The sequence below is a fragment of the Telluria sp. LT2P34 genome (assembly GCF_059685915.1).
In genome coordinates, this window is record NZ_JCASIN010000004.1 from 201,522 (window position 1) to 220,461 (window position 18,940).

Annotated in this window: 14 protein-coding genes; 9 read left to right on the top strand and 5 right to left on the bottom strand. The window is 63.0% G+C overall.

Features of this window, described 5'->3' with window-relative positions; translation table 11 throughout:
* Window positions 1–23: 23 nt before the first annotated feature.
* Window positions 24–1,208, bottom strand: coding sequence for an isovaleryl-CoA dehydrogenase (locus AC56KZ_RS13480; RefSeq protein ID WP_497162683.1), 1,185 nt, complete (start codon window positions 1,206–1,208; stop codon window positions 24–26).
* 117 nt (window positions 1,209–1,325) lie between these two features.
* Window positions 1,326–1,736 carry a MerR family transcriptional regulator gene (locus AC56KZ_RS13485; RefSeq protein ID WP_497162684.1) on the bottom strand — a complete coding sequence of 137 codons (411 nt, stop codon included), beginning with the start codon at window positions 1,734–1,736 and terminating at the stop codon, window positions 1,326–1,328.
* A 133-nt stretch (window positions 1,737–1,869) separates the two neighbouring features.
* Between AC56KZ_RS13485 and AC56KZ_RS13490 the strand changes: the two genes are divergently transcribed.
* The 3 genes from AC56KZ_RS13490 (at window position 1,870) to AC56KZ_RS13500 (ending at window position 3,838) form a co-directional block, all read left to right on the top strand.
* The gene (locus AC56KZ_RS13490) at window positions 1,870–2,922 is read left to right on the top strand and encodes an MBL fold metallo-hydrolase (protein ID WP_497162685.1); all 1,053 of its coding nucleotides are present in this window, start codon (window positions 1,870–1,872) and stop codon (window positions 2,920–2,922) included.
* Between the two features lie 216 nt (window positions 2,923–3,138).
* Complete coding sequence (locus AC56KZ_RS13495; protein WP_497162686.1) at window positions 3,139–3,549, top strand: hypothetical protein; 411 nt, start codon at window positions 3,139–3,141, stop codon at window positions 3,547–3,549.
* 118 nt (window positions 3,550–3,667) lie between these two features.
* Window positions 3,668–3,838, top strand: coding sequence for a hypothetical protein (locus AC56KZ_RS13500; RefSeq protein WP_497162687.1), 171 nt, complete (start codon window positions 3,668–3,670; stop codon window positions 3,836–3,838).
* Here AC56KZ_RS13500 and AC56KZ_RS13505 read toward each other — a convergent pair.
* Together AC56KZ_RS13505 and grxD are read right to left on the bottom strand one after the other, a co-directional pair.
* Window positions 3,835–4,422 (bottom strand): UbiX family flavin prenyltransferase, encoded by a 588-nt coding sequence (locus AC56KZ_RS13505; RefSeq protein WP_497162688.1) that lies wholly within the window; start codon window positions 4,420–4,422, stop codon window positions 3,835–3,837. The genes AC56KZ_RS13500 and AC56KZ_RS13505 overlap by 4 nt on opposite strands.
* Window positions 4,415–4,732 carry a Grx4 family monothiol glutaredoxin gene (grxD, locus tag AC56KZ_RS13510; protein ID WP_497162689.1) on the bottom strand — a complete coding sequence of 106 codons (318 nt, stop codon included), beginning with the start codon at window positions 4,730–4,732 and terminating at the stop codon, window positions 4,415–4,417. The genes AC56KZ_RS13505 and grxD overlap by 8 nt, the downstream gene beginning before the upstream one ends.
* A gap of 145 nt (window positions 4,733–4,877) precedes the next feature.
* On the opposite strand from grxD, the gene AC56KZ_RS13515 reads away from it, so the two are divergent.
* Entirely contained in the window at window positions 4,878–5,186 is a 309-nt protein-coding gene (locus AC56KZ_RS13515; RefSeq protein ID WP_497162690.1) for a hypothetical protein, read from the top strand.
* 47 nt (window positions 5,187–5,233) lie between these two features.
* On the opposite strand, the gene AC56KZ_RS13520 is transcribed toward AC56KZ_RS13515, so the two are convergent.
* A complete protein-coding gene (locus tag AC56KZ_RS13520) occupies window positions 5,234–7,591 on the bottom strand; it encodes a Tex family protein (protein WP_497162691.1) in 2,358 nt (785 codons plus the stop codon).
* A 213-nt stretch (window positions 7,592–7,804) separates the two neighbouring features.
* Here AC56KZ_RS13520 and AC56KZ_RS13525 point away from each other — a divergent pair, with 213 nt between their 5' ends.
* From AC56KZ_RS13525 to AC56KZ_RS13545, 5 genes are all read left to right on the top strand, one after another.
* Complete coding sequence (locus tag AC56KZ_RS13525; RefSeq protein WP_497162692.1) at window positions 7,805–10,924, top strand: DEAD/DEAH box helicase; 3,120 nt, start codon at window positions 7,805–7,807, stop codon at window positions 10,922–10,924.
* A 307-nt stretch (window positions 10,925–11,231) separates the two neighbouring features.
* A complete protein-coding gene (locus tag AC56KZ_RS13530) occupies window positions 11,232–12,425 on the top strand; it encodes a PAS domain-containing sensor histidine kinase (RefSeq protein WP_497162693.1) in 1,194 nt (397 codons plus the stop codon).
* Between the two features lie 26 nt (window positions 12,426–12,451).
* Window positions 12,452–13,132 carry a response regulator transcription factor gene (locus AC56KZ_RS13535; RefSeq protein WP_497162694.1) on the top strand — a complete coding sequence of 227 codons (681 nt, stop codon included), beginning with the start codon at window positions 12,452–12,454 and terminating at the stop codon, window positions 13,130–13,132.
* Window positions 13,133–13,225: 93 nt separating this feature from the next.
* Window positions 13,226–13,930, top strand: coding sequence for a transposase (locus tag AC56KZ_RS13540; protein WP_497162695.1), 705 nt, complete (start codon window positions 13,226–13,228; stop codon window positions 13,928–13,930).
* Between the two features lie 294 nt (window positions 13,931–14,224).
* Window positions 14,225–18,940 carry a glutamate synthase-related protein gene (locus AC56KZ_RS13545; RefSeq protein WP_497162696.1) on the top strand — a complete coding sequence of 1,572 codons (4,716 nt, stop codon included), beginning with the start codon at window positions 14,225–14,227 and terminating at the stop codon, window positions 18,938–18,940.

Sequence of the window (18,940 nt, forward strand, 5' to 3'; positions counted from 1 at the left end):
CGTCTCGCGCGCGATCCCGTTATTTACATCGTCTCGCCAAACAACTCGCGGCCGATCAGCATGCGGCGGATTTCGCTGGTGCCGGCGCCGATTTCATACAGCTTGGCGTCGCGCCACAGGCGGCCGACCGGGTATTCGTTGATATAGCCATTGCCGCCCAGGGTCTGGATCGCTTCGCCGGCCATCCAGGTCGCCTTTTCGGCGCTGTACAGGATGGCGCCGGCGGCGTCCTTGCGCAGGGCGCGGATGGCTGCCGGGTTGTCGGCGCGGTCGCAGGCCTGGCCGACCGCATACACATAGGCGCGGCAAGCCATCATGGTCGAGTACATGTCGGCCATTTTTCCCTGCATCAGCTGGAATTCGCCAATCGCGCTGCCAAATTGCTTGCGCTCATGGATGTAGGGGATGACCGAATCCATGCAGGCCGACATGATGCCCAGCGGTCCGCCCGACAGCACGGTACGCTCGAAGTCCAGGCCCGACATCAGCACATTCACGCCCTTGCCGAGGCCGCCGAGGATATTTTCGACCGGCACTTCGCAGTCCTGGAACACCAGTTCGCCCGTGTGCGAGCCGCGCATGCCCAGCTTGTCGAGCTTTTGCGCGATCGAAAAACCTTTATAGCCTTTTTCGATCAGGAAGGCGGTCATGCCGCGCGGGCCCGCTTCCAGGTCGGTTTTTGCATACACCACCAGGGTGTCGGCGTCCGGACCGTTGGTGATCCACATCTTGGTGCCGTTCAGGATGTAGCGGTCACCCTTCAATTCGGCGCGCAGCTTCATGCTGACCACGTCGGAGCCGGCGTTCGGCTCGGACATCGCCAGTGCACCGATGTGCTCGCCGGAGATCAGTTTCGGCAGGTATTTGCGCTTTTGCTCTTCGGTGCCGTTGCGCTTGATCTGGTTGACGCACAGATTCGAGTGGGCGCCGTAGGACAGGCCGACCGAGGCGGAAGCGCGCGAGATCTCTTCCATGGCGATGATGTGCGCCAGGTAGCCCATGTCGGCGCCGCCGTATTCCTCGCTGACCGTGATGCCGAGCAGGCCGAGTTCGCCCATCTTCTTCCACAAGTCCATCGGGAACTGGTCGGTGCGGTCGATTTCGGCGGCGCGCGGCGCGATTTCGGCGGCGGCGAACTGTTGGACTGCTTCGCGCAGCGCGGCGATGTCTTCGCCATGGTCAAAGGTCAAGCCTGGAAGATGCAGCATGTCGTCTCCGGTGAACGGGTTAATTATCACTTCGAATCATACCCCTGAGTGACGTTAACGTAAACGTCAAGTAGCGGGGTCTACCCTGCCGATGCGTGCGGGGCAGGGCAGCGCGCTTCAGGCGGCGCTGTCGGTCAATTCTGGCTGGGCATCCGCCAGCAGGCGGCGGCATTCTTCTTCGTGGGCTTCAATTTCTTCCAGCGCCATTTCGATGTCGGCGCGCTGCTGTTCGAGCGTTTCGCGCTGGTGCGCCAGTACGCCTAAAAAGCGGTTGATCTGGGCGGTCGAGTCTTTCGGCGACTCGTACATGTCGACGATGCTCTTGATTTCCGACAGCGTCAGGCCGAGGCGCTTGCCGCGCAAGGTCAGTTTCAGCCGGGTCCGGTCGCGCGGGGTGTACACCCGGTTGCGTCCGCCCACGCCTTCGCGGCTCGGGCTGAGCAGCCCCTGGTCTTCGTAGAAACGGATCGCGCGGGCGGTGATGTCGAATTCGCGCGCCAGTTCGGCGATGGTATAGGTGGTGGCCATGAATGCAGGGTAAGAGTGGCAGATCGCGGAATCGCTTAGAATCTGTTGCGGTGTGTCCCGGTTAACGTTTACGTCAACGTCAAACACATTGTAGCGCGCCCGCATTGCCACGAATACGAAAGATTGCCCGAACATGAATCCGCTCGAGTCCCAGCTTGCCTATCCCTTCGCCGATGACCTGCCCGCACCAGGCGCCGGACGCGCAGTCGCGGCCGGACTGACCTGGCTGCGCATGCCGCTGCCGTTCGCGCTCGATCACATCAACCTGTGGCTGCTGGCGGATGAGCGCGAAGGGCGCAGCGGTTTCAGCGTCATCGATACCGGCGTGGCGAGCGACCCGACCCGGGCCGCCTGGGAAAGCATTTTTACGGAGCTCATGGCAAACGCACCGGTGCTGCGCGTCTTCGCCACCCATTGCCATCCGGACCATGTCGGCTTGTCCGGCTGGCTGTGCGAGCGTTTCAAAGCGCCGTTCTGGACCACGGCCGGCGAATTCGGTTTTGCGCGCATGATGGCCGCCGCGCTGCCGGGCGTCGACGGTCCGTCGGCAATCCCGCACTTCGAGCGCCACGGTTTGACCGACCCCGCCATGCTCGAGCAGATGCGCAGCCGCCGCAATTACTATCCGTCGCTGGTGCCGAGCGTGCCGGCGGCGTATACACGGCTGCAGGACGGCGACAGCGTCACGATCGGCGCCCGGCGCTGGCGCGTGATCACCGGTTTCGGCCACTCGCCGGAACATGCCGCGCTGTACTGCGACGAACTGAACGTACTGATTTCGGGCGACATGGTTCTACCGCGCATTTCCACGAACGTGTCCGTGTTTGCCGTCGAACCCGAAGGCAACCCCTTGCAGCAATACCTCGATTCGCTCGACAAGTTCGCCGGCCTGCCCGAGGATACCCTGGTGCTGCCCTCGCACGGCCGCCCCTTCCGTGGCCTGCATACCCGCATCGCCCAGTTGCGCGAGCACCATGTGGCGCGCCTGGCCGAGGTGCGCGATGCCTGCAGCGCAGCGCGCAGCGCGGCCGATATCGTGCCGATCATGTTCCGCCGCCAGCTCGACGCGCACCAGCTCAGCTTTGCCCTGGGTGAGGCGCTCGCGCACCTGCATAAACTGTGGAACGATGGCGTACTGAAACGCGTCGCTGGCGCCGACGGCATCCTGCGTTTCCAGCGGATCTGATGCGATTTGCAAGCCCTTTGCCCTTGCGCACGCTGATTCACCTGCGTACAGCACGATAGAATCGTACTTAGCGGAAATTTTGTGGCATGATTCGGCAACAAGCACACAATCTCATCAATTTCCACATCTTTGTTACGCGATGACGAAATAAGTGTCACAATTGGTCTTCAGGGCCAGGCAACCGATATTTATGGTCGAGCGTGAAATACAGACATTATGAACTCCACCAATGAACGTGAGAGCTTTAGCGCGCGTCTCCAACAAGCGCTGAAGAATGCCCATTACTCGCCGGACAGCCCGACCCGTCTGGCGCGCGAATTCAACATTCGCTTCGAGGGACGGCCGATCACCGTGCACGCAGCCCGCAAGTGGCTGGTGGGCGAAGCCATTCCGACCCAGGAAAAGCTGCGCATGATCGCGCAATGGCTGGGCGTGCCCGCCGACTGGCTGCGTTTCGGCGGTCCTGAGGCGCCGGGCGAGGGCGGAGAACCTGCCAGCGCGCGTTTCGAATCGGCCGATGTCAAGCTGATCGCCGACCTGCAGCGCCTCGATGAGCACCACCGCCAGCTGGCGCGGGAATTCATCCGGATGCTGGTACGGATCAACCACCCGTCGGCCCAGAAGTAAGCGAAATCCTTCTTGCTACCTGCGTTTCTGCTTACAAACTTTCCTCCGAATAAGGCGATACAAATCGCCCTCACTGGCGCATAATCAATTCGTCTTACAGCCGAGGATTGTGCCGCCAATGAAAAGCAATTACATGAACACCGCCCAGCTGAAGGAACTGATGACCGCGCCGCCAATGACGGCCGCTCAACACGCTGAGGTCATGCGCAAGCGCATTGCCCAGCGCAGGATGCTGGAGGAAGCAAGGGAATTGAAAAAGGCCGACAGCGACCACCACATGCAGCGCTAGTCGCGCATGCCGGGCCAGCGCGGGGCTTGATCATTTTCGATGCCCAGCAGGTCGAGCACGCGGTCGAGCGTGTGATCGACCATTTCGTCGATGCTGGCCGGGCGTTGGTAAAAGCTCGGCAGCGGCGGAAACACGATGGCGCCCATTTCGGTCACCGCCGTCATATTGCGCAGGTGCGCCAGGTTCAGCGGCGTTTCACGCACCATCATGATCAGGCGCCGGCGTTCCTTCAGGACCACGTCGGCCGCCCGCGCGACCAGGTTGTCCGACAGCCCGTGCGCCACGGCAGCCAGGGTCTTCATCGAGCAGGGTGCAATCACCATGCCATCGGTCTGGAATGAGCCGCTGGCAATCGTCGCGCCTATTTCACGATTTTTATGCACGACATGGGCCAGCGCCTCGACCTCGCGCCGCTGCATGCCCACTTCCTGGTGCAGCGTGAGGGATGCGGCGTCCGAGACCACGAGGTGGGTCTCGACGCCGTCGATGGCGCCCAGGCGCTGCAGCAGCCGCACACCGTAGACCGCCCCGGTCGCGCCGGTGATGCCGACGACGATCCGGCGCGGCCGTCCGTTATCAGCCATTCTTCGGGAACATGGCCTGCAGTTCGCCCGATTCGTACATCTCGTTCATGATGTCGGAGCCGCCGATGAACTCGCCGTTCACGTACAGCTGCGGCACGGTTGGCCAGTTCGAGTAATCCTTGATGCCCTGGCGAACGTCCGGATCGTCCAGCACATTGACGGTGGCGATGTTATTCACGCCGCAAGCTTTCAGGATCTGGATGGCGCGGCCCGAAAAGCCGCATTGCGGGAACTGCGCGGTGCCCTTCATGAACAGCACGACCGGGGTATTGGTCACGGTGTCTTTGATCCAGGTTTGTACGTCGCTCATGGGATTTGCCTTCGGTTTGAATTAGGGGAGATGGCGACATTCTATAAGAAATCGACGCCGCCGGTGTGCCGCACCCGCCTGCCGGGGTAGGCGCGATTGCGGTATGATCCAGCGGTTTCTTTTCTGTCACTTTTCAGGATTCGTCATGCAACAAGTTCCCAAATCCGCGCCTTCGGCCGGCTTCAACCTCTTGCTCGCCGCCGTGCTCGGCTTTATCGGCGTATACGACCTGTATGCGGGATTGACGAGCGAGGGACTGGGCGTGTTCCTGAAGGGCCTGGCGCTGACGATCTATGCGGTGGTGCTGCTGCGCGACGCGCTGCACATCAAGAAGACCGGCCAGCCTTCGATGCCGCGCAAGCAGATGAACTATATCGGCATGGCCTGCCTGGGACTGTATTTCATTGGCGTGCTGACCAAGCGCGGGCCGGAGATGGCGTCGTTCTTTGGGTGAGGGCCGCTTGAACGGTGGACGGCATCGCCGTCCACTCCGGTAAAAACTTACTTCTTCAACTTGGCGAACGCCGCCATCATCGCACCGCCTGCATCGGCCTTCGCCGCTGGCCGTTCCTGGCGCTGGTGCTGATTCAGACGTTTGGCATCGGTGCGGTCGCCACGCTGCTCGATCTTCGCTCCCGGCTGCGGCGCCGAATCGGTCAAGCGCATGGTCAATGCGATGCGCTTCCTCTTCGGATCGACTTCCAGCACTTTCACTTTCACTACCTGGCCGGCCTTTACCACCGTGTGCGGATCTTTTACGAACGTATTCGACAGCGCCGAAATGTGCACCAATCCGTCCTGGTGCACGCCGATGTCGACAAAGGCGCCAAAGGCGGCCACGTTGGTGACGACGCCCTCCAGGATCATGTCCGGACGCAGGTCGCTGATCGCTTCCACGCCTTCTTTGAAGGTCGCGGTCGTAAATTCCGGACGCGGGTCGCGCCCCGGCTTTTCCAGCTCTTTTAAAATGTCGGTGACGGTCGGCACGCCGAATTTGTCGTCGGCATATTTTGCCGGATTGAGCGTCTTGATCAGGGCGCTGTCGCCCACCAGCGCCTTCATGTCGCGTTTTACGTCGAGCAGGATTTTTTGCACCAGCGGATAGGATTCCGGGTGAACCGCCGACGCGTCGAGCGGATTCTCGCCACCCGTCACGCGCAGGAAGCCGGCCGCCTGTTCGAAGGTTTTTTCGCCCAGGCGCGGCACCGCTTTTAGCGCCGCGCGCGAAGTAAACGCGCCCTTCATGTCGCGGTAGCTGACGATGCTCTGCGCGACCGAGGACGACAGCCCCGATACCCGCGCCAGCAGCGGCGCCGAGGCCGTGTTCACGTCGACGCCGACCGCGTTCACGCAGTCTTCCACCACCGCGTCGAGCGAGCGCGCGAGCTGGGTCTGCGACACGTCGTGCTGGTACTGGCCGACGCCGATCGATTTCGGGTCAATTTTCACCAGTTCCGCCAGCGGGTCCTGCAGGCGGCGCGCGATCGACACCGCGCCGCGGATCGATACGTCCATGTCGGGCAATTCGCGCGAGGCGAATTCCGAAGCGGAATACACCGAGGCGCCTGCTTCCGAGACGACGATTTTCGTGAGTTTCAGTTCCGGCAGCGCCTTGATCAGGTCCTGGGCCAGCTTGTCGGTCTCGCGCGAGGCGGTGCCGTTGCCGATCGAGATCAGCGATACCCCGTGTTTCGCCGCCAGCTGGCCCAGCACGTGCAGGGAGCCGTCCCAGTCGTTGCGCGGCTGGTGCGGGTAAATCGTGGCGGTGTCGACGACCTTGCCGGTGGCGTCGACCACAGCCACTTTCACGCCCGTGCGCAGGCCCGGGTCGAGGCCCATGGTGGCGCGCTGGCCGGCCGGCGCGGCCAGCAGCAGCGCCTTTAAATTGCGCGCAAACACCTGGATCGCATCGAGCTCGGCTTTTTCGCGCAGCGCGCCCATCAGTTCGGTCTCGATGTACATGAAGCTTTTCACGCGCCAGGTCCAGCGCGCGGTGTCCTGCAGCCATTTGTCGGCCGGGCGGCCCTGGCCCTTGATGCCGAAGCGGGCAGCGATGCGCCCTTCGCAAGGATTCAGGGGCGCGTCCCATTTCGGCTTTTCCACTTCCGTGTCGAGGCGCAGCACGACGTCGAGGATGCCTTCTCGGCGCCCGCGCAGCAAGGCCAGGGCGCGGTGCGAGGGCACGCTCGCGAGCGGCTCGGAATAATCGAAATAATCGGCGAATTTCTCGCCTTCGTCCTGCTTGCCCGCGACGACCTTCGATTCGACCACGCCGTGCTCGCCCACGTATTCCCGCAGCGCCTGCAGCAGCGTCGCGTCTTCGGCGAAGCGTTCCATCAGGATCTGGCGCGCGCCATCGAGCGCCGCTTTGGTATCCGGCACGCCGGGGTTGTTCACGCCGTCGCCATTCGCGAAGGCTTCGCGCAGATAGTTCGCCGCTTCGGTTTCCGGATTGCGCATCGGATCGGCCAGCAGCGCCTCGGCCAGCGGGGCCAGGCCGGCCTCGACTGCGATCTGCGCCTTGGTGCGGCGTTTCTGTTTATACGGCAAATACAAATCTTCGAGGCGGGTCTTGTCTTCGGCCAGCGCGATCTGTTGCAGCAGTTCCGGCGTCATCTTGTTCTGCTCGGTGATCGAGGCGACGATCGCCGCGCGCCGGTCTTCCAGTTCGCGCAGGTAGCGCAGGCGCTCTTCCAGCAGGCGCAGCTGGATGTCGTCGAGTCCGCCAGTGGCTTCCTTGCGGTAGCGGGCGATGAAGGGGACGGTGGCGCCTTCGTCGAGCAGGGCGATGGCGGCGGCGACTTGCGCCGGGCGGGCGGCCAGTTCGAGGGCGAGGCGTTGTTCGATAGAAGGCAGCATGGGGCAAATCCGTGAATGGCGTAAATGGCTTAAGGAAGTCAGGCGGGCAATCATACGCAAACCTGTGCGAAGCGCCAGTCTTGACAGCTCAGCGTGGCGAGAATTTCACACAGTAAAGATTTCTCGGCTACGTGCGATCACGAACAAAACTGAAGTGCCCGTATGAGAGATAATGGTGGTTGTTGTTTTTTTTAATACACCCTTCAGAGACCCATGCACACAGTTGATTACCCACGCGAACACGCAGGCGATGCTCCGGCACCGCGCGCGACGCCGGCACGCGCTCCCGCACTGCCCGCGCCGGTGACGACCTGGCTGCAACGGGTCGAGGCTGCCGCCCATCCGCAGCCGAAACTGAATGTCGAAATCGCCGATCCCAAGGCGACCCTGTACAAATTCGTCTACGTCATGGCCCCCACCAGCGGCGGGCGCCATGTCGCCGTCTGCCTGTGCAAGGCACGCCTGCGCCCGAACGGCGAAGTGGCCGCCGCCAGTCCGGTCAACGAAGTGTTTTCGCTGCTGTCCGCGCCGCCGGCCTACCTCGAGGGCGAGGACGAAGACCTGGTGCGCTTCTTCATCGCCATGCGCAGCGGTTCCTCGCAGAGCACCAGCGCGACCGAACCGAAGGGCAAAGTCGGCGCCATCCTGCTCGATTTGCTGCTGCGCCAGGGCAAGCTGCTGTGGGCCAATTCCTGGGCCGACATGGCCAACGGCCTCGTGTATCCGCTGCAGGCCGGGCCGACCCGCCAGGCGAACCTGGCATGGCGCGACGAAGGCCGTGCGTCAAAACTGGGCTGGTCGGTGGAACCGGCGAACGGCGCCGCCAACCACCCGGGCGCCGACCTGATCGACTACATGCTGCCGACCGATCCGCCCTGGTATATCGACAACCTGTCTTGCGGACCGCTGGCCCTGAACCGCGGCGGCGTCGATATTTCGCTGGCCGAATTGCAGGCGCTGGTGGCGCAAGCCCCGGTGCTGACCGGCACCGACAAGAAACGCGTGTCGCAACTGCTGCTGGCCCATGGTTTGCAGGAATTGATGCCGCTGCCGCAACCGCTGACCCAGCGCCTGCGCGACGACGTCAAGCCGCAACCCTTCCTGCTGCTCGACGCGGTGGCCCTGGCCGATAGCGGCGCCCAGCGCTGGCAGGATTTCGCCGTGCTCTCCTTTGATTACGACGGCCAGCGCATTTCTTTCGATCCGTCGCAGCGCGTGGTGCGCCAGATCGGCGAGGTCACCGAAATCATCGCGCGCGATGCCGTTGCGGAAAGCGCCGCGCTCGACGCACTCGGCGAGCTCGGTTTCCGCAAGCCGGCCACCACGCCGCTGTCCGGCGTGGCCGGCGCGCTGCAGCTGGAAAGCCAGGCCGCCTGGCTGCGCTTTGCCGAAAGCCAGCTGGACGCCTTGTCGGATGCCGGCTGGCACTTGCAGAAATCGAACAAATACCGCTACGACGTGGTCGCGGTCGAAGACTGGTATGCCGAGATCGACGAGCCAGAAGAAGCCGGCAAGGCCTGGTTCGAGCTGGAACTCGGCATCGTCGTCAATCGCAAGCGCGTGCCGCTGCTGCCGGTGCTGGTGCAACTGATCCGCAATGCGCCGGCCGATTTTGACCCGGCCGTGCTGGCCGCCCATGGCGACAGCGACCAAATGCTGGCAACATTACCCGAGGGGCTGCGGGTAGCCCTGCCCTGGTCGCGCGTCAAGCCGATCCTGGCGACGCTGGGCGAACTGTATTTCAACGACAAGATCAAGAACCGGGTGCGCCTGTCGACGCTGGACGCGAGCCGCCTCGAGGAACTCGCGCGCGGCGTCGAGATGCGCTGGTTCGGCGGCGAGCAGCTGCGCGAGACGGGCCGCAAACTGAGCCAGTTCGGCTCGGTGAAAAAGGTGGCGGCGCCAGCCGGCCTGCAAGCGACGCTGCGCGACTACCAGCTCGACGGCTTGTCGTGGATGCAGTTCCTGCGCGAATACGACCTGGCCGGCATCCTCGCCGACGACATGGGCCTCGGCAAAACCGTGCAGACGCTGGCGCACATCCTGACCGAGAAGGAAGCCGGCCGCCTGACCAGCCCGGCTCTGGTGATCGCACCGACCAGCCTGATGACCAACTGGCAGGAAGAAGCCGCACGCTTCACCCCGGATTTAAAAGTGCTGCTGCTGCAGGGTAAGGAGCGGATGGATTTGTTCGACCGGATCGAAGAAGCCGACATCGTGCTGACGACCTATGCGCTGCTGCCGCGTGACGAAGAAAAGCTGCGCGAGCACCATTACCACCTGGTGATCCTGGACGAGTCCCACTACATCAAGAACACCCGCTCGAAGGCGGCGCAAACGGCCGGCTCGCTCGACGCGCGCCACCGCCTGTGCCTGACCGGCACCCCGCTGGAAAACCACCTGGGCGAACTCTGGTCGCAATTCCATTTCCTGCTGCCGGGCCTGCTGGGCGAGGAAAAAGGTTTCAACAGCCAGTTCCGCCACCCGATCGAACGCCAGGACGACCCGGTGCGGCGCATGTTGCTGAACCGACGGATCCGTCCCTTCCTGCTGCGTCGCACGAAAGACAATGTCGCCAAGGAACTGCCGGAAAAAACGGAAATGGTGCGCCGCGTCGAATTGACCGGCCCCCAGCGCGACCTGTATGAAACCGTGCGCCTGGCGATGGACAAGAAGGTGCGCGAGGAAATCGACCGCAAGGGCGTGGCGCGCAGCCAGATCGTCATCCTCGAGGCCTTGTTGAAACTGCGCCAGGTCTGCTGCGATCCGCGCCTGGTGAAATCGATGCCGTCGAAAAAGAACACGACAGCAATCTCCGCCAAGCTGGTCGACCTGATGCAGATGGTCGACGATTTGCTGGAAGAAGGCCGCAAGATTCTCGTGTTCTCGCAGTTCACCAGCATGCTGGCGCTGATCGAGGAAGAACTGGCCGCGCGCGGCATCCGCTATGCGATCCTCACCGGCGAGACGCGCGACCGGTCGGCCCAGGTGGCCGCCTTCCAGCAGGGCGCGGTGCCGATCTTCCTGATCAGCCTGAAAGCCGGCGGCGTCGGCCTGAACCTGACCGCGGCCGACACCGTCATCCACTACGACCCATGGTGGAACCCGGCGGCGGAAAACCAGGCCACCGACCGCGCCTGGCGCATCGGCCAGGACAAACCGGTGTTCGTCTACAAGCTGATCGCGAAGGGCACGCTGGAAGAAAAGATCCAGCAGCTGCAGCAGAAAAAATCGGAGCTGGCCAATTCGATCCTGGCCGAAGGCGAATCGCAGAAAATGGCGCTCACGCAAGAAGACCTGCAGGCCATCTTCGCGCCGCTGGAAGAGCAATAAGGGCGGTGGTCAGGCTTATCTAGTGCGGGTTGCGGCCACCTTGCCGCAGCTTGCATCCCTTCTGTTCAATATCTCGCAGATAATCATCTCAGCCTCCTGAATGCTGCCCGCGGGGCCAGGATTGTGAACAAGATTTTGACGTGGCGCTTAGTCGCCTAACAAAATTTTATGTCTTTACGCCTCTTCCTTCTTTAATACATTGCCTGAATCCCAAGGCTGCCTATACAGATAGGCATACGCGGCGATATACTCCGTCGTTGCGCCACTGTCCAGTCGGCGCAGTTCCACAATTCATGGAAGGTTTTGGATGAAGCGCAGCGCGAGTAAGGACTGTTCCGGCAGCGCCAGCCTGGACATGACCGAGCAGTTCCGTGTCATTGCCGAGCTTGGCGGTGATATCGCCTTCATCATCGACTGCGCCAGCGGCGAATTGCGTTACTTGACTCCCTCCATCGAACAACTCCTCGGCACTACCCCGGACCAAGTGGCGGCCTGGGTCCGGCCCGGCGCCGGCGGACCGCTTGCCACCCTGTGCCTTGGCTTGCCGGAACGCCTGCGGCGCCTGCGCGCGGGCGACCGCAGCCGGCTGCGGCTGGTGCGCGAAACCGAGCTGCACGGCGCCCAGGGTTATCCGGTTCCGGTGGAAATCATTTCTTCGATCATGTGCGACGCCGCGGGCGAGCCGGTGGCGCTGGTCGGCCTGCTGCGCGACCTGTCGGCGCGGCGCCTGCGCGAAGCCGAGCAAAAACGTTTTGCGAGCATGCTCAACCATGAATTCCGGACGCCCTTGTCGACCATCGATGGCGCCATCCAGCGCCTGGAAGCGACCAGCAGCCAGGCCGACGAGGGCCGGCGCGCGCGCTACCGCAAGATTGCCCTGGCCACCGACCGCCTGATCGCCATGCTCGACGACTACCTGTCGCCTGAACGCATGGCCGGGATCGGCAGCGAGCGTCCGGCGACTTCGCTCGCGCCACGCCAGTTGCTCGACGAATGCGCGACCCAGGTGCGTGCCGCCGGCCGCCAGGCCAGCATCCGCACGCGCGACTTGCCGGAATCCCTGCGTTGCAATCCCGAAGGCCTGCGCCTGGCGCTGAAGGTATTGGTCGACAACGCCATCGCCTATTCTCGGCCGGAGGGCAACATCGCACTCGGCGGACGGCTCGCCGCGAGCGGCCTCGAACTGAGCGTGCGCGACCACGGACCGGGCGTGCCGCCGGGCGAGCGCGAGCGCGTGTTCGACAAGTTTTACCGCGGCAGAAATGCCAGCGGCATGCCGGGCAGCGGCCTGGGCCTGTACATGGCGCGCTCGATCGTGGAAGTGCACGGCGGCGTCCTGAACCTCACCAGTCCGGCCGGAGGCGGAGCCGAGTTCCGGATCTGGTTACCGGTCGCGGGCGTAGTAAAACTACCCGCAGCACTTGCACCAAAACAGTGCGGCGGTGATAATCGTCGCCGTGCGGGTATTGATGCCAACACTCCTGACACCATTGACAGGTAACCTGAAACAGAGAAGATGGCCAATCGATGACGCAGATCCTGATTGTTGAAGACAACAACGATTACGCAGGGGACATGGCCGAGTTCTTGCGTGAACTGGAACATGAAGTAACGGTCGCCACGTCGGCCGCCGAAATGTGGGCGGCGCTGACGCGCACCCCCGCCGCCGTGGTCGTACTCGACCTGGGCCTGCCCGACGAAGACGGCTTTACCGTCATTCCGCGCATGCGCCAGCTGTATCCGGAAATCGGCTTGCTGGTGCTGACCGGGCGCGTGGCTTTCGACAACCGCATCCTCGGCCTGCAGTTGGGCGCCGACCATTACTTGACCAAGCCGATCAAGTTTCCGGAACTGGCTGCCCATATCGAAGCGCTGGGGCGCCGCGTGAAGCCGGCCGAACCGGCGCCTGCGCCGGTCAAGTGGACCCTGCGCGTGAGCGCACGCCAACTCGAGCTGATGGGCAAAGTCATCGACTTGACCGAAAAGGAATTCAATTTCCTGCACCTGTTGACGATCAACACCCGCCCGGTGCCGCGCGCCACCATCGTGGCCGGCATGGGCGGCGACGATCCCGACGCCAGCCGCCGGGTCGACATGCTGGTCTACCGCCTGCGCAAGAAAACGCGCACGGCGCTGGGACAGGAACTGCCGCTACGCAGTGCCTATGGCGAGGGCTACAGCTTGTCGGCCGGGTTTATATTGGCGTGACTAGCGCGACTAGACGCTGCTGGTTCGTAAATGGGGGACAGGGTGAGGCCGACGCGCTAGAATAGGCTTCACCGCCTCTTTCTTGCCTACCCCATGGCCCGCCAACCGCGCCTGATCCTCCCCCAGCAGCCCCACCACATCGTCCAGCGCGGCAACGATCGGCAAGCCGTGTTCCGCGAGCCCGAGGATTACGCGCGCTTTCTCGGCTGGCTGCGGGAAGCGAGCCGTGCCTACCGCGTGGCAGTGCACGCGTATGTCCTGCTGCCAAGTCATCTGCACCTGCTGGCCACGCCCGAGACGGCGGCGGGACTGGCGGCGATGATGCAAAAGCTCGGCCGCTTCTACGTTCCCTGGTACAACAGCAAATATGCGCGCGCCGGCGGCCTGTTCGAAGGGCGTTTCCGCACCGCCGTCGTCGATACCGACCGCCATTTCCTGATGTGCAGCCGCTTCATCGAGCTGGCGCCGCTGCGCGAGGGCCAGGCCTCTGATCCGGGCAAGTACGCCTGGTCGAGTTACGCCCATCACGCGGGCCTGCAGCCCGACCCCGCCATCACCGACCATGCCCTGTTCTGGGCGCTCGGGAATACCCCCTTCCAGCGCGAAGCGGCCTATATCGACCTGGTACAGCAGGGAATCGCGCTTGATGAACTCGAGCAGATCGCCGCCTCTGTGCACAGCGGCCAGCCGCTTGGCTCGCAGGCCTTCAAACGCGAGCTCGAACGCAAGACCCAGCGCCGCATTCTGCCCGCAAAGCGCGGTCGCCCGTTCAAGACCCCACCCGCAAACCCGCTTTGATGCGGCGCAGCGTCGCCGGCGCAAGCGCGATGCCACGACCCGCCGGTCCGTGAGGCAAGCCGCTGTCGGCTGGGAGACGCGCCCGCAAGATTCTGCCGTCACATGCCATTGAAAACGAATTTATATTGAAGAGCTGGCCAGTTTTTGTCGTCAATTGGCTGTGTCCCCATTAAATTAATTGCGAGGCGGGCTTTATATTAATCCGACTCCGACCCTAATTGTTTCCCTTGCTGCCTCTGCTGCATTGCACTATTCTCGACTTTCATACCCCGAAAATGCTGTGGAGAGTCGCCCATGATTGCCCAAGGTTTATACGATCCCGCCAATGAACACGATGCCTGCGGGGTCGGTTTCATCGCCCATATCAAGGGCAACAAGAGCCATTCGATCATCGACCAGGGCTTGTTGATCCTGAAAAACCTCGATCACCGGGGCGCCGTCGGCGCCGACCCGCTGATGGGCGATGGCGCCGGCATCCTGATCCAGATTCCCGACCAGTATTTCCGCGACGAGATGGCCAAGGCGGGCGTGGAATTGCCGCCGCCCGGCGAGTACGGCGTCGGCATGGTGTTCTTGCCGAAGGAACACGCTTCGCGCATCGCCTGCGAACAGGAAATCGAGCGTGCCGTCCGCATCGAAGGCCAGGTCGTGCTCGGCTGGAGGAATGTCCCGGTGGACGAGGCGATGCCGATGTCGCCGACGGTCAAAGCCAAGGAGCCGGTGATCCGCCAGATTTTCATCGGCCGCGGCCCGGACATCATGGTCACCGACGCCCTCGAGCGCAAACTGTATGTGATCCGCAAGTCATCGGGCCACGCCATCCAGGCTTTAAAACTGCTGCACGGTAAAGAGTTCTTCGTGCCCTCGATGTCGGCGCGCACCATCGTCTACAAGGGCCTGCTGATGGCGGACCAGGTCGGCGTGTATTACCGCGACCTGCAGGATCCGCGCTGCGTCTCGGCCCTGGCGCTGGTGCACCAGCGTTTTTCGACGAATACTTTTCCGGAATGGCCATTGGCCCACCCCTACCGCCTGATTGCGCATAACGGCGAGATCAACACGGTGAAGGGCAATTTCAACTGGACCCGTGCACGCGAAGGCATGATGAAGTCGGCCGTGCTGGGCGACGACCTGCAGAAACTGTTCCCGCTGATTTACGAGGGCCAGTCCGACACCGCCTGCTTCGACAACGCGCTCGAACTGCTGATCATGGCCGGCTACCCGATCGCCCAGGCCATGATGATGATGATTCCCGAGGCCTGGGAAAACCATACCTCGATGGACGAGAACCGCAAGGCCTTCTACGAATACCATGCGGCGATGATGGAGCCCTGGGACGGCCCGGCGGCCATGGCATTTACGGACGGGCGCCATATCGGCGGCACCCTGGACCGCAACGGCCTGCGCCCGGCGCGCTATGTGATTACCGAAGACGACCTGGTGGTGATGGCCTCGGAGTCTGGCGTGCTGCCGATCCCGGAATCGCGCATCGTCAAGAAATGGCGTCTGCAGCCGGGAAAAATGTTCCTGATCGACCTGGAAGCGGGCCGCATCATCGACGACAAGGAATTGAAGGACACCTATTCGAATGCCAAGCCGTATAAAGCCTGGATCAAGTCGGTGCGCATCAAGCTCAATGAAATCAAGCTGAGCGCCTCACAGACGCACACACAGATCCACGCCCCGGCCCAAGGCGAAAAGGCGGCGATTTCGCTGCTGGACCGCCAGCAAGCCTTCGGTTATACCCAGGAAGACCTGAAATTCCTAATGGCGCCAATGGCCGTGCTGTCCGAGGAGGCGACCGGTTCGATGGGCAACGATTCGCCGCTGGCGGTGATGTCGAACAAGCTGAAACCTTTGTATAACTATTTCAAGCAGCTGTTTGCCCAGGTGACCAACCCGCCGATCGACCCGATCCGCGAGAGCATGGTGATGTCGCTGGTGTCCTTCATCGGTCCCAAGCCGAACCTGCTGGACACGAACAACGTCAATCCGCCGATGCGCCTGGAAGTGTCGCAGCCGGTGCTCGGTTTCGACGACATGACGCGCCTGCGCAATATCAGCCTGCATACCGGCGGCAAGTTCAAGTCCTACGAACTGAACATCTGCTATCCGGTGGCCTGGGGCAAGGACGGCATCGAGGCCTCGCTCGCCTCGCTGTGCGCGGAAGCGGTGGACGCGGTGAAATCGGGCCACAACATCCTGGTCGTCTCCGACCGCGCCATGTCGAACGAACTGGTGGCGATTCCCGCGCTGCTGGCCACGTCGACCATCCACCAGCACCTGGTCGGGCGCGGCCTGCGCGCCTCGACCGGTCTGGTGGTCGAAACCGGTTCGGCCCGCGAAACCCACCACTTCGCGCTGCTGGCCGGCTATGGCGCGGAAGCCGTGCACCCCTACCTGGCGCTGGAAACCCTGGCCGACCTGGCTCAACATTTACCGCACGAAATGGCGCCCGATGTCGCCGCCTACAACTACACGAAGGCGATCGGCAAGGGGCTATTGAAGGTGATGTCGAAGATGGGCATTTCGACCTACATGTCCTATTGCGGCGCCCAGATCTTCGAAGTGGTCGGCCTGAACAAATCGCTGGTGGATAAATATTTCCGGGGTACTTCGTCGACCGTGGAAGGCATCGGCCTGTTCGAGGTGGCCGAGGAAGCGCTGCGCCTGCACAGCCTGGCCTTCGGGGCCGACCCGCTGCTGGCCAACGCGCTCGATACCGGCGGCGAATACGCCTTCCGGGTGCGCGGCGAAGACCACATGTGGACGCCGGACGCGATCGCGAAGCTCCAGCACGCGACCCGTGCCAACAATTTCAGCACCTATAAGGAGTATGCGCAGCTGATCAACGACCAGAGCCGGCGCCACCTGACCCTGCGCGGCCTGTTCGAATTCCGCATCGATCCAAGCAAGGCGATTCCGCTGGGCGAAGTCGAGCCGGCGAAAGACATCGTCAAGCGCTTTGTCACCGGCGCCATGTCGCTCGGCTCGATCAGCACGGAAGCGCACGCCACGCTGGCGATCGCCATGAACCGCATCGGCGGCAAGAGCAATACGGGCGAAGGCGGCGAAGATCCGCGCCGTTACCTGAACGAATTCAAGGGTATTAAAATTTCCAAGGGCGAGACGCTGGCCTCAGTGCTCGGTTCGGACCGGGTCGCGGTCGACATGCCCCTGGAAGACGGCGACTCGCTGCGCTCGAAGATCAAGCAGGTGGCCTCGGGCCGCTTTGGCGTCACGGCCGAATACCTGAACGCGGCCGACCAGATCCAGATCAAGATGGCGCAGGGCGCAAAGCCGGGAGAGGGCGGCCAGCTGCCCGGCCACAAGGTGTCGGAATACATTGCGTCCTTGCGCTTTTCGGTGCCCGGCGTCGGCCTGATTTCTCCGCCGCCGCACCACGACATCTATTCGATCGAAGACCTGGCGCAGCTGATCCACGATTTGAAGAATGCCAATCCGAGCGCGTCGATCTCGGTGAAACTAGTGTCGGAAGTCGGTATCGGCACGGTGGCGGCCGGCGTCTCGAAAGCCAAAGCCGACCACGTGGTGGTGGCCGGCCACGATGGCGGCACCGGCGCCTCTCCCCTGTCGTCGGTGAAACACGCGGGCACGCCCTGGGAACTGGGCCTGGCCGAAACCCAGCAGACCCTGGTGCTGAACGGCTTGCGCAGCCGGATCCGGGTGCAGGCCGATGGCCAGATGAAGACCGGGCGCGACGTCGTGATCGCCGCCATGCTTGGCGCCGACGAGATCGGTTTTGCGACGGCGCCGCTGGTGGTCGAAGGCTGCATCATGATGCGTAAATGCCACTTGAACACCTGCCCGGTCGGCGTCGCCACGCAAGACCCGATCCTGCGTGCCAAGTTCCAGGGCAAGCCGGAACACGTGGTGAATTATTTCTTCTTTGTCGCCGAAGAAGCACGCCAGTTGATGGCGCAGCTCGGCATCCGCACTTACGACGACTTGATCGGGCGCGTCGACCTGCTCGACAAATCGAAGGCGATCACCCACTGGAAGGCCCAGGGTCTCGATTTTTCGAACATCTTCTATCAACCGAAGAACGACCTGCCACGCAATCTGTTCCACAGTAGCGAGCAGGACCATGGCCTGGACCGTGCGCTCGACCACAAGCTGATCGCCCAGGCCCGGGCCGCGCTGGAAAAGGGCGAGCGCGTCTCCTTCATTTCGCCGGTAAAGAACGTCAATCGCACGGTCGGCACCATGCTCTCCGGCGAAGTGGCCAAGCGCTATGGTCACGCCGGGCTGCCGGACGACACCATCCACATCCAGCTGCACGGCACGGCCGGGCAGTCGGCGGCGGCCTTTTTGGCTGCCGGCATCACGCTCGACCTGGTGGGCGAGGGCAACGACTACGTCGGCAAGGGCCTGTCGGGCGGGCGCGTGATCGTGCGCCCGAACACCGAGTTCCGCGGCTGGGCGGTGGACAACATCATCGTCGGCAATACCGTGCTGTATGGCGCGATTTCCGGCGAAGCCTATTTCAATGGCGTGGCCGGCGAGCGCTTCGCGGTGCGCAATTCGGGTGCGGTGACGGTGGTCGAAGGCTGCGGCGACCACGGCTGCGAATACATGACCGGCGGCACCGTCGCGGTGCTCGGCGAAACCGGACGCAATTTTGCCGCCGGCATGTCGGGCGGGGTGGCTTACGTGTACGACCCGAAGGACGAATTCGAGGCCAAGTGCAACACGACCATGGTCAACCTCGAACGCGTGCTCGGGACCAAGGAGCAGGGCGACGTGGCCGGCTGGCACAGCCAGGCGCGCGATGGCGAACGCGAGTCGGACGACACCATCCTGCGCCGCCTGATCGAACGCCATTTCAAGTACACCGGCAGCACGCGCGCCCGCCAGCTCCTGGATGACTGGGCCAACAGCCGCGCCAAGTTCGTGAAAGTCTTCCCGACCGATTACAAGCGCGCCCTGGAAGAAATGCACAACAGCAGCATGGAAGAAGCAAACGACAAAATCGAAATCGCGGCCTAA